This is a genomic window from Methanobrevibacter filiformis, from assembly GCF_001639265.1.
Taxonomy (GTDB): domain Archaea; phylum Methanobacteriota; class Methanobacteria; order Methanobacteriales; family Methanobacteriaceae; genus Methanacia; species Methanacia filiformis.
The window spans coordinates 16527-27491 of sequence record NZ_LWMT01000076.1; the positions used below are offsets into that span (position 1 = coordinate 16527).

14 protein-coding genes are annotated in these 10965 nt (G+C 26.2%); 1 reads left to right on the forward strand and 13 read right to left on the reverse strand.

Going from position 1 to position 10965, the window contains the following annotated elements; translation table 11 throughout:
* Window positions 1-46 precede the first annotated feature (46 nt).
* A complete protein-coding gene (locus MBFIL_RS02765) occupies window positions 47-1834 on the forward strand; it encodes a glycosyltransferase family 39 protein (RefSeq protein WP_066971267.1) in 1788 nt (595 codons plus the stop codon).
* Window positions 1835-1894: 60 nt separating this feature from the next.
* Here the strand turns inward: MBFIL_RS02765 and ftsY are convergent, their stop codons facing one another.
* The 13 genes from ftsY to MBFIL_RS02830 form a co-directional block, all read right to left on the reverse strand.
* Window positions 1895-3286 carry a signal recognition particle-docking protein FtsY gene (gene ftsY, locus MBFIL_RS02770; protein WP_066971270.1) on the reverse strand — a complete coding sequence of 464 codons (1392 nt, stop codon included), beginning with the start codon at window positions 3284-3286 and terminating at the stop codon, window positions 1895-1897.
* A gap of 612 nt (window positions 3287-3898) precedes the next feature.
* Window positions 3899-4348, reverse strand: coding sequence for a prefoldin subunit alpha (gene pfdA, locus MBFIL_RS02775; protein ID WP_066971271.1), 450 nt, complete (start codon window positions 4346-4348; stop codon window positions 3899-3901).
* Window positions 4349-4389: 41 nt separating this feature from the next.
* Window positions 4390-4614, reverse strand: a complete 225-nt coding sequence (gene rpl18a, locus MBFIL_RS02780) for a 50S ribosomal protein L18Ae (protein ID WP_066971273.1) — start codon at window positions 4612-4614, stop codon at window positions 4390-4392.
* Between the two features lie 327 nt (window positions 4615-4941).
* A complete protein-coding gene (locus tag MBFIL_RS02785) occupies window positions 4942-5619 on the reverse strand; it encodes a translation initiation factor IF-6 (protein WP_066971275.1) in 678 nt (225 codons plus the stop codon).
* Window positions 5620-5743: 124 nt separating this feature from the next.
* The gene (locus MBFIL_RS02790) at window positions 5744-5989 is read right to left on the reverse strand and encodes a 50S ribosomal protein L31e (protein ID WP_066971278.1); all 246 of its coding nucleotides are present in this window, start codon (window positions 5987-5989) and stop codon (window positions 5744-5746) included.
* A gap of 11 nt (window positions 5990-6000) precedes the next feature.
* Window positions 6001-6156 (reverse strand): 50S ribosomal protein L39e, encoded by a 156-nt coding sequence (locus MBFIL_RS02795; protein ID WP_066971280.1) that lies wholly within the window; start codon window positions 6154-6156, stop codon window positions 6001-6003.
* 100 nt (window positions 6157-6256) lie between these two features.
* Window positions 6257-6838 carry a DUF7411 family protein gene (locus tag MBFIL_RS02800; protein ID WP_066971282.1) on the reverse strand — a complete coding sequence of 194 codons (582 nt, stop codon included), beginning with the start codon at window positions 6836-6838 and terminating at the stop codon, window positions 6257-6259.
* Window positions 6839-6901: 63 nt separating this feature from the next.
* Window positions 6902-7225 (reverse strand): DNA-binding protein, encoded by a 324-nt coding sequence (locus tag MBFIL_RS02805; protein ID WP_066971284.1) that lies wholly within the window; start codon window positions 7223-7225, stop codon window positions 6902-6904.
* A 104-nt stretch (window positions 7226-7329) separates the two neighbouring features.
* Complete coding sequence (locus MBFIL_RS02810) at window positions 7330-7770, reverse strand: 30S ribosomal protein S19e (RefSeq protein ID WP_066971286.1); 441 nt, start codon at window positions 7768-7770, stop codon at window positions 7330-7332.
* A 300-nt stretch (window positions 7771-8070) separates the two neighbouring features.
* Window positions 8071-8304, reverse strand: coding sequence for a YhbY family RNA-binding protein (locus MBFIL_RS02815; protein WP_066971288.1), 234 nt, complete (start codon window positions 8302-8304; stop codon window positions 8071-8073).
* On the reverse strand, window positions 8297-8668 hold the full coding sequence (locus MBFIL_RS02820) for a ribonuclease P protein component 4 (RefSeq protein ID WP_066971290.1): 372 nt from the start codon (window positions 8666-8668) through the stop codon (window positions 8297-8299). Before MBFIL_RS02820 ends, MBFIL_RS02815 begins: the two co-directional genes overlap by 8 nt.
* Before the next feature lie 292 nt (window positions 8669-8960).
* Window positions 8961-9536 (reverse strand): adenylate kinase family protein, encoded by a 576-nt coding sequence (locus MBFIL_RS02825; protein ID WP_066971292.1) that lies wholly within the window; start codon window positions 9534-9536, stop codon window positions 8961-8963.
* Window positions 9537-9660: 124 nt separating this feature from the next.
* The gene (locus MBFIL_RS02830) at window positions 9661-10755 is read right to left on the reverse strand and encodes an OBG GTPase family GTP-binding protein (protein WP_066971294.1); all 1095 of its coding nucleotides are present in this window, start codon (window positions 10753-10755) and stop codon (window positions 9661-9663) included.
* Between the last annotated feature and the right edge of the window lie 210 nt (window positions 10756-10965).

Here is a 10965-nt window from a genome sequence, read left to right on the forward strand (position 1 = left end):
AACTAAATGAAATTAATACAGTAATAATCAAAAAAGGAGAAATGTCATGGATTTTCAAAGTATTAAAACAAAAGGAAACTTATTATCAATAATAGCTATTTTTTTATTTGGAGTAACCATAACTACACTTACTATAATCAAAAATAACAACTTGTGGTCTATAGGATATAATTTCCATGACACTTATCTCTATTTAGACTACGCTTTACGACTTTCTGGAGTTTATATCGGAGGATATGAATTTATAGATACTTTATCTCCCCTTATTCCTTTTTTAACATCAATAGCATTTAGATTAGGTTTTGTAAGTGAAATAACACTATTTATCATAACTGGATCTTTCTGTGTTGTTGGTGTTGTTGGACTGTATTTACTATTTAAATTATATTTCAAGAATTTAATAGCTATTTTAGGATCAGTAATCTGTTTTTCACTCTCAATAAATCTTATATGGCTTTCAACTGGAACAATAGATATTGCAAGTACTGCATTATCTATATGGGCAATATATTTAACATTCCTTGGAGTTCAAAAGAACCAGAAATATCTATATTTAGGATTTTCAGTTTTAGTACTGGGATTCTTTGCTAAATTCACTGCAGCTTTAGTTTTCCCAGTGATGATATTTATAATATTTAATAGCTATTTAAACAATGGAAGTTTCAAAAAACATGTTAAAAAGACAGTTATAGGAATAATAGCTGGGATAATAACAGTTATACCTTATGGAGCCTACTTAATTAATTATAATATCCCCATAGGTTTTATAAATCAAGCAAATGAAATTGCAACAAAAAGTACTGCAATGCCTCCAATTAACAATATATATTACTATTTTCAATCATTACCTATTATAATTGGGAATTATTCAATAAATTTTAATAATTTCCATATTGAAATATTTCTTGAGCTTCTTATACTTGGAATAATTATTACTGGAATTATTATTGGAATTATAATGTTTATCAAGTTTTTAAAGAATTATTGGAATCAACCAGATTTATTATTTAATAAAATAGCTATTAAAATAAATACTAAACAAGCTATAGCTATTATGATTGGAAATATAATCGTTACAGGACTATTTTTCTTTATTGTTGGAGAAATTTCAGTTATATTTAGTGAAATAGTATTCTTTTTAAATATATTCCTTTTTACATTCCTTTTAAACAAATTATTAATTAATAATGGTATAAAAACAAAAAGAATTAATTATATCCTCACAATGTTTATGTGGTTCTTTACATACATCCTATTCTTCTCAGCCCATCTTGTAAAAGGAACTAGATATTTCATTGTAATGACTCCTCCATTTGCATTTTTCATTATATTAAGCTTAGAATCCATAAATAATAGAATAAGTTTAGAAAAAAGAAAAAATAAACAGAATATGGATAAAAAAAGCTATTTTAACTTTAAAAATAGTGCCGCAGTCATATTAATAGCTATTTTCTTAGTATTTTCTATTTCAACTACATCATCATTTGGATACAAATCAAGTACAGACCTTTACCATGCTGAGAACGTGATTGAAGCTTCAAATTGGCTTAAAACTTATGATATTGATTATAAAAACAAAACAATCTACTCAGATAGAGGAGAAATGTTAACATGGCTTTTAAAGAAAGAAGTAATAGCTATTGGTTATAATTCCATGAAAAATCCTAAAATAAAAGATAATATTACAGAACGAATGTTAAATAATGATACAAGTTATTATATCGGAGAGAATGGATTGCATTTAAATGGATTTGCTAAGTTAAAAAGTTTTGGTACAGTTACAATTTATATAAATAATAAAAAACAGTACAAAAATAATAAAAATAATAAATAAGATTAAATCTAAAATTAACAATGTTAACTGTTAACATTATTAATTTTAATGAATTATATATTATGAAAATAGCTGATCTAACATCCAATTTGGATCATATTCAATAATATCATCATACCCTTGACCCATTCCTAAAAACATTATTGGTTTATTAATTACATATCCAATAGATAATGAAGCACCACCTTTTGAATCAGCATCAGCTTTTGTGAGGATTACTCCATCAATATCAATAGCATTGTTAAATTTAGTCGCTTGTTCAACTGCATCATTACCAGTCAATGCATCTCCAACGAAAATAACAAGATCAGGTTTAGAAACTCTTTTAATTTTCTTCATTTCATCCATAAGATTTGTGTTAGTCTGCATTCTTCCAGCAGTATCAATTAAAACTAATTCTTTATCTTTTGCTTTTGCATGTTCAACTGCATCAAAAGCAACTGCTGCAGGATCTGAACCTTTTTGATGCTTTATAATCTTAATTCCTAATTTATCAGTGTGATGATTAATTTGTTCAATAGCTCCTGCTCTAAAAGTATCTGAAGCTGCTACTACAGGAGTATATCCTTTTTTAAGATAATAATTAGCAAGTTTAGCTATTGTAGTGGTTTTACCAGTCCCATTTATCCCTACAAACATTACAATTAATGGTTCGCCTTTAGCTTTCTTTTCTTCAAGGAGTTTTGTCATGTTCTCCCCATCAATTGTTATGATTTTAGCAACTGCATTCCTTAAAGCTTTAAATGTAACTTCAGAAATATCATTACTTCTTTTAATCTTTGTACCTACAAGATCTTCTTTAACAGACTCAACTACTGCACTTGCAACATCCATTGCAACATCTCCTTCTAACAGAGACATTTCCAATTCCCATAAGATATCTTCAACATCTTTTTGTGAAATTGTTTTTTCTTTAATAAATGATAGAAATCCTGATTTCTTCTTTTTAGGAATTTTTTCATCATCTTGTTTATCTTTAGATTCATCAACTTTATCTTTAGATTTCTCTTTAGATTCTTCTGTCTTACCAATTTTATCCTTAGATTCATCAACTTTATCAGCATCATCTTTAGATTTTCTTTTAAAAAAGTTAAATCTATTTTTTGACTCTTTAGATTCTGAATTATCTATGTGCTCTTCAGTATTACTATTCTTAGATTCATTTTTAACTTCTTCTTTAGATTCAACAATATCTAATTTATCCTCAGATATTTCTTCTTCTGCTTCAAAATCAACATCTTTAGAATCTTTGGTTTTTGAATCATATGAATCATCTAAATTATCATTAGCTATTTCTTTAGTATTATCAATAGATTCATTTTGCTTATCCAATTCCAAGTTTGGAGTTTTTTGTACTATTTCAACATTATTTTCTTCTTCAGCTTCCTTTGAAACTTTCTTTGTTAGTTTTCCTGCAACATTATTAAACTTTTTCTTTAAAGAGTCAAACAACTTAAAACCTTCCTTATGAATAGATAAAAATTAATTTTATATTATTTCCATATTAAAAAAAGCATTTTTTATGCTTAAAGTATTATTTTATGAATAGTTTTGATTAAACTTAACTTATTAAGTTAAAGAATCTTTGATTTCTCATTTTTAAAAGTTTGTTTTATAGTTAATATATATGTTAATAATTAATTAAAAGTAACTATTATATATAAAATATTAATATTTACGTAAAACTAAGACTGAAGATTTTACAATTGAAGATTTTTAATTATTGCATTTATAGATTAACCTTTTTTAATTCTTTCATCCTCTACCAAAGAGCACTAATAAAGTATTAACTATATCAAAAATTCATAGATGGAAGTCAACTTCCAGCATTAAAAATACAATATATAGAAAATAACTAGTTTAAAAAAAAAAATTAAAATAAGTTAACTGGTATTGAGGTATTGATAATAAGTGGAATACTTAATATATAGTTATATTAAGCTTACCATTTGAAATCAAATGTCCAATATTAATAGTATATGCAGATTATTAATCAATAAGCACTGAATAAATACTAAAATAAATATTTAAAAATTAAAATTAGAAAATAAGATATAATAAAAATTAATTAACTGGATTATTAGATTGTGGATTTTGTGCTCCTTGAGTTTTAGCCATTAATTGTTCTGCTTTTGGAGTTAATTGATTAATAACATTACTGATTTTTTGAAGATTATCAATCATTTTATTTAGGTTATCATTAAGTTCGTTTTTTTGAGTAGTTAATGTTTCTTTTGCTTCTTCAGGAGTTTTAGTAATAGCTACTCCTGCACCAACACTCATAATTATCTTATCAGTTTTATTAATCTCAGCATTCACGAAAGATCCTGCACCAATAGGTACTAAAGTATTTAAAGAATCTTTATTTTCTATATCTGCTAAAGTGGTTTCTAATGTTTCAATTTCAAGTATTGAACCTTGAATAGCTTCAACTTGTTGTTGTATCATTTCAGCTTGGTTTTTGTATAAATTAAGCTCTGTAACAATTTTTTCTAATTCTTGTTGATCTTCCATTAAAATACCTTCTCATTAAATTAATTATGATAACAATAAAATTAGGATATTGCCTTTATTAAAGGATCAGTAACATCATCTATTGTGATCTCATCAATTTTTTCTAATTTAATTTGATTTTTATTAATCCTATGCTTACTTCCAAACTCAGCATAAATTTTTTCGTAAATATCGTTCTCATTAATTGCTTTAAGTTCTTTAGTAAATATTTGAGATGCATCACCCATAATAAATCTACCTTGAACTCTATAAATCTTAGTTCTCATTTATAACACCTAAATAAACAATTTTCATATAATAATTCTAATACTAATAAAAACATCCCTTATAATTAAAATGCTTAATTTCAATTAATAACTTTTGATCAAACTTTTTTCAAAAGTTTGTTTCATACATATAATTCTAATACTAATAAAAACATCTCTTATAGTTAAAATGCTTAATTTCAATTAATAACTTTTGATCAAACTTTTTTTAAAAGTTTGTTTCATATAATTAGACTTAAATTAAATAAAAACACTTTAAGTCCATTTTAGAATAATTTTAATTTCGATTTAGCAAATAATTAAAGTTAGTAGCCACAAAGTAAAAATTTAGTAATCATCAAAGTCAGTAAAACCTAATGCTTCTTCTAATCTTGCCATTTCAGGACCAGTAGTATTTTCAGGAACAAGTGCACCATTTGAGTTAGATATTGAACAAGCTCCAACAAGTGCAATGCCTCTTCCTACAGTACCAAGGTCAGCATGAACTTTTAAAACATCTTCAACAAGATCTATATCCTCTTCACTAGCTTCTCTATGGAGAAGTGTGCCTTTGTTAGTTGTAGTAGCTATTGAGCCTATAATGTCCATATTTAATATAGAAGATCTAACAACTTCAACATCCAATGTATCTTCAATAGTTTTAATTGACCTTTTAGATAATAATGGACTAGCAATAGCCCCATAGTCATTTGCAAGTATAATATTTCCAGCTGCAGTGTATTTATCATTAATCTGAGATACATTAATTCCTGCAGACTTTAAAATAGATAGTTCCCTATCTAAAACGTGAGGCGATACTATTAATCCATTAGAATTACCTACAGACAAAGCACCAGCTAAATTACTTCCAGAAATTGTGGTTTTAACAACATCAACATTTAAATCTTCAATTAAAGTAGCTTCATTATCTTGTGATAAATTTAAAGGAACAATGGCTATTTGATCTGTTATTGATATGTAAACTCCTAAATTTGGATTTCCTGAGAGATTAGCCCTTTTAAGCATGGTTTATCATTCCTTTGTTAATAATATTAAGTAATAGCTATTAAAAATCTAAAGATTAAATAGCTAAAATAATGGTAAAAATGAAAGTGAGTAGTAATTCTACTTTTATGAACATAATAATTAATTATTCAGCTAAAGTAACTTTAACTACGCCATCACCATCTTGAATTGCTTTGATTTTGATTTTAGATGGGATTTTTTGGATTCCTCTTTCCCATATTTTTTCATTAACAGATGCATCTATTTTAACATCCTCAGTTTTCATGTGTTTTTTTAAGAAATTTTGAACTTCCCTAATAGCTCTTGGAGCTCTTATAGTTCTTGGGACTTTCTTAACATTTCTAAGTGGTATTGTGTAAATTCTTTCCATGAAAATAACCCCTATAATTTAAGACTATTTCTTCTCCAATGTCTTGGTTTATGACCATATTTTACTTGACGATTAGTTTTCGCGATAGCCCATAAAGGGACTCTTCTATTCTTTTTATATGCTTTTGCCATCCTTAATTTCTTAGCTAATGGTTTATTTCTACTCATCTTTCCACCATAAATATAATTAGTACAATATGTGAATTTAATATACGAATTTACAGAATATAATATGAATTTAAAGATTTAATATTAGATTTAATATTAGTTATTTGAATCCAACAACTTTTGTTTGATAATGTTCAGGGAAAATATCATCAGATATTCCTCCAAGCTCATCAATCAGTATTCTAATTTCAACTTCATAATCTGAGCTATTATCTCGATTACTTTTTTCATGCTTAATCTTAAAAAGTTTAGATACTAAAGTTTCAATAGTTTTGTGACCAAAACCGTTTAAATTAACATATTGAACTTTTTTTCTATCTTCTAAACTTTGTATTTCACCATGAGACAATTTAGGAACTTTATCATCTCTTCTTGTTCCATCCGCAACAATATCATAAGTATTTGCTACCTCATCAAGAACATTTTTATGAATATAGTTTATACCATTATTCGGAAATCCATCTTCTTTAATAATAGCTATCGCATTATTTAAAATAGCTATATCCATTTTAAGAAGAACATGATTTAAACCTAAATCTTTAGCTGAAGCAGATGCACTTAAATAGGAATCATAAACTCCAAAATTTGCAGTTACAAGATCAACATCAAAACCCATATTCTTTAAAATTATAGCCATTAAAGAACTATCTTTACCTCCACTATAAAGAACACAAGCTTTCATATAATCACAAATACAATTAACAGAAATCCAATTGGTTAGGTTAAGGAAACATACCTAAAATAATTATCTACGAGTTATATTAATATCTCTTTTCTTAGGAGTAAGTTTTTGAAGTAAGATTTTAAGCTGATCATCAGTTATTTTATTTTGAACCTTCCCACTTTGAACTAATTGTATTAGTTGAAGTTCGACTTGGTCTACAAACTCAGGCTTAGTTAATCTAAGATTAGTCAATCTATTTTTAGCTTCAGGAGTCAATATTTGAATCATAGCTTGTTTTTTTTGCATTTCCATTTCTTGTTGCATTCTTTGCTGATTTTCAGCAGCTATTGCTTGTTGTTGAAGCTCTTGCATTCTTTTTTGACGCAATTCATCAAGATTATCCATGTATTAACCTCAAAATATTTTATAATTAGAATATTAAAAATCTAAATTATATTAAATAAATCCAAATTATTTTATAAATCCAATTATTGATTTAAATATTAAATTTAGTATTTTTCAAGCCCAGGAACATCTTTAATAAGTTCTCCAGAAGTTTTATCTAAAAATGATCTTCCTACTGGAGTTACAACTCGTCCACCTTCAATTTTTTCAACATATCCAGCAGTTTCAAGTTGATGTAGTGCACCCCTTATAATAGCTCCACTACTCTTCCTGAATTTCTCAGGTCTGAATCCTCTGTCTTTTTTTCCACCATAGAAAGTTCTAAGACTGCTAATTCCAACTGGACCATTAACATAAATCCTTCTTAAAAGTGCAGCACATCTAACATACCACCAATCTATATCATCTGGCTTTCTTTCTTTGTGAACACCAGTTTTAACAAAATTAACCCATTCAGGAGCACTTATATTATCATTATTATCATTAAATTCTTTTGCAACATGATTTATTAATAAATCTGCAGGTATATCATACACAGTAGTCATTTAATTCACCTAAACTATCAAATAATTAAAAAGATTAAAATCATTGATTTTAAACTTATGATAAAACTAAAAACTTCTAAAATAACCTAAAAATTATAAGTTAATAATATATGAACTATTTTAAATAGTTATTAAACATATATCAGACATAATCCAATATTTCAAAGCATATAGCCATTATTTAAATTATAATAGAAACTAAAAGTTTATATAAAGAGTTAATTTTAAAATTATAAATGAAATTCCTCAAATATTGTTTTTTAAATTATTTTCAATTATTAAAAATAATTACTAAAAATATTAAGGTTTCTTTTTATAAATTACTGCAACATTGCCTCTTACATCAACAAGTTTTGATCTTGTATCATTTACAATGTTATTTATATAATTTTCTTTTTCATTGGTTATTCCTTTAGAAAATCGTAATTTAACGACTTCACAAGACTTAAGCTGGCGTTTAATTTCTTCAACAACGTTATCATTAATTCCAGCTTTGCCAATGTTTATTGTTATAGTTGATAGAGCTTTATTCATTAGCTCTTTCTTGGATAAGGTAAGACTCAAGCTTAGCTCTCCTTTTTGCTTTTTTTTCCTTAATATAAGGAATTTTCATAATATGATTACATTCATGACATTTAATATGTACTTCAGAAGAAATTAATCGTACATTAGAATTTTTACCTGTTTGTAAAAACTTATGACAGTTTTTACAGTATCTTCGACGCCATTTAAGAGGTATTTTTGTATTATATTTAGTAGAGATATTTCTTGCAAGTTCAACATATCTATGTGATCGCAGAGGATTCACAGAAAACTCTTTTTCAGCTAATGAAAAAAGAATATCCATACGTTCTTGAGCAATATCAATCATCCATCTAGGTCTTTTTCCTCTTCGCAACAGTAACCCTCTTCGTATACAACCTCGTTGAAGTCACATAAAGTAAAAAAATCTATTAATCTCACAGGTTAAAGACAAAAACATTAAAAATGATATATTAAAAACTAATCTTAAAACCTATATTAAGAAGTAATATTAAGAATGTTTTGTTTTTTGTATTTATAAAACTATGTTTTTTAACATATTTTTAATGTATTTATTTATTAAAAGAATAGTATATAAAACATTGGATAGAAATAATAATAAAAGAATAGCTATTTAAAACCATTATATCAATTCAGAAATAGTTTGATTATTTTAAAAACCATTCCATGAAATCAATATTACCAACAGGATAATGAATATCGTCTATAATAATTTCTAAACATTTATTAACAACATCCTCAATGCTTAAGTTAGTTGTATCCAATTCATTAACTTTTTCACCATGTAAATCATAACTTTCAGAGGAACAAATAGCTAAAGCTTCAACTTCAAGATTATCATTGATTTTGCTTAAGAAATAATCCCTTTTTTCAAGTCGTTCTTTTAGTGTTTCAGGATTAAGTCTTAAAACAATAATTTTATCTGGATTAGATAAAAAATGAGAAGTATGACCTTCAACAATAGCTATTTTCATTAAATTATGACTTGTATTAAATTTTATTAATTCTTTTAATTTTTCATCAATTTTAGGAAGATTTAATATTTTATATCCCTTTTCCAAATCTTCTCCCAATATTAAATCATTTGAAATAGCTATTTCATTTAATTTAAACAAAACAGAATTGTATTTTTTAGATAAAATTTCATTAAGTTTAATAGCTATTGTTGATTTACCAACACCAGGAGTTCCAGTGATAAATATAATTTTAGGATTTTTACTCATTGTATCATTAATAAATTGATAAATAAAGAATTACTTAAATGATTAATAAATAAAGAATTATTAAATAATTAATAAATTAAAGCAATTTAAAAAAGCAATAAAGTATATAAATGATTATAAATGATTATTTTTTAATAATAAATCTTACAATATCTTCATCTTCAAGTATATGGTCTGCACCTACTTTTTGACCTGGAAATTTAACTGATTTTCCCCAGACTTTAGCATGACGGAAGTTTTTTGCAAACTCTCTATGTAATCTTGATGCTATATCTATAACAGTTGAATTAGACTTAACAATTAATGGTTCTTCCATATCAGCTTTTTTACCTTGAGGTTTAAGGTAAATTCTCATTAAATTTAGGTTACCAAAGATAACATCTTTTAGATATTGAATATTTTGTTTTTCTTCAGCAGAAATTGGGACAAAATCAGGAATATATTTTTTAAGTTCTTCTAAATAGCTATCATTAACTAAATCTACCTTATTTAATAGAACAACAGCTGGAATATACGCCCTGTTTAATTCAAGAGCATCTATAAATTTATCCATTGTTACATCGTCCCTTATTAAAACATCTGCATTGTGCATTCCATATTCATTAATAATTGATCTTATTGTTTTTTGATCTAAGTGGGTTAATGGAACTGTTGATGAAACATTAACTCCTCCAAGCTTTTTCCTTCTAACAGTAACATCAGCAGGAATTTCATTAGGTCTAATTCCAATATTTCTCAGTTCTTTTAAAATAACATCTAAATGTTGAGGATTAAATACATCAAGAACAATTAAAATAAGGTCCGATGTTCTTGCAACAGAAAGTATTTCCTTACCTCTACCTTTACCTCCAGATGCTCCAGTAATTATTCCAGGAACATCAAATATTTGAATTTTAGCTCCCCTATATTCCATAACACCTGGAACAATGTCCAAAGTTGTGAATTGATAAGATCCTACTTTAGATTCCGCATTAGTAAGTTCATTAAGTAATGTAGACTTTCCAACAGAGGGAAATCCAACTAAAACTACTGTTGAATCCCCAGTTTTTTTAATATGAAATCCTTGACCTTTATTTCCAGAACTTTTTCTTTGTAGAGATTCCTCTTTTAGTTTTGATATTTTAGCCTTCAACTTACCAATATGGTGAGATGTAGCTTTATTGTATGGAGTTTTTTGAATCTCATCCTCAATTTTCTGTATTTTATCATCAATATCCATATTGCTCACAGTTAGTGTAATAAGTAGTAAAATGTTTAGAAATTTATAATTAAAGATTTATAATTTAAAAATTTTAATTTAAGACACTGATTTCGCAAAATAGAAAATTTTGCAAAATCTCTTCATGTGTATTTTAATCAGATTAAACATCTTCTGGAGAGAATTGAGAAAATTTTTTATTTTCTCAATTCAGTGTACAAATATTAATTT

What these genes read in the sequence shown, in the direction of transcription:
- MBFIL_RS02765 (WP_066971267.1), top strand. Translation starts at nt 47, where the DNA reads ATGGATTTTCAAAGTATTAAAACAAAAGGAAACTTATTATCAATAATA.
- pfdA (WP_066971271.1), bottom strand. Translation starts at nt 4,348, where the DNA reads ATGGAAGATCAACAAGAATTAGAAAAAATTGTTACAGAGCTTAATTTA.
- rpl18a (WP_066971273.1), bottom strand. Translation starts at nt 4,614, where the DNA reads ATGAGAACTAAGATTTATAGAGTTCAAGGTAGATTTATTATGGGTGAT.
- MBFIL_RS02785 (WP_066971275.1), bottom strand. Translation starts at nt 5,619, where the DNA reads ATGCTTAAAAGGGCTAATCTCTCAGGAAATCCAAATTTAGGAGTTTAC.
- MBFIL_RS02790 (WP_066971278.1), bottom strand. Translation starts at nt 5,989, where the DNA reads ATGGAAAGAATTTACACAATACCACTTAGAAATGTTAAGAAAGTCCCA.
- MBFIL_RS02795 (WP_066971280.1), bottom strand. Translation starts at nt 6,156, where the DNA reads ATGAGTAGAAATAAACCATTAGCTAAGAAATTAAGGATGGCAAAAGCA.
- MBFIL_RS02800 (WP_066971282.1), bottom strand. Translation starts at nt 6,838, where the DNA reads ATGAAAGCTTGTGTTCTTTATAGTGGAGGTAAAGATAGTTCTTTAATG.
- MBFIL_RS02805 (WP_066971284.1), bottom strand. Translation starts at nt 7,225, where the DNA reads ATGGATAATCTTGATGAATTGCGTCAAAAAAGAATGCAAGAGCTTCAA.
- MBFIL_RS02810 (WP_066971286.1), bottom strand. Translation starts at nt 7,770, where the DNA reads ATGACTACTGTGTATGATATACCTGCAGATTTATTAATAAATCATGTT.
- MBFIL_RS02815 (WP_066971288.1), bottom strand. Translation starts at nt 8,304, where the DNA reads ATGAATAAAGCTCTATCAACTATAACAATAAACATTGGCAAAGCTGGA.
- MBFIL_RS02825 (WP_066971292.1), bottom strand. Translation starts at nt 9,536, where the DNA reads ATGAGTAAAAATCCTAAAATTATATTTATCACTGGAACTCCTGGTGTT.
- MBFIL_RS02830 (WP_066971294.1), bottom strand. Translation starts at nt 10,755, where the DNA reads ATGGATATTGATGATAAAATACAGAAAATTGAGGATGAGATTCAAAAA.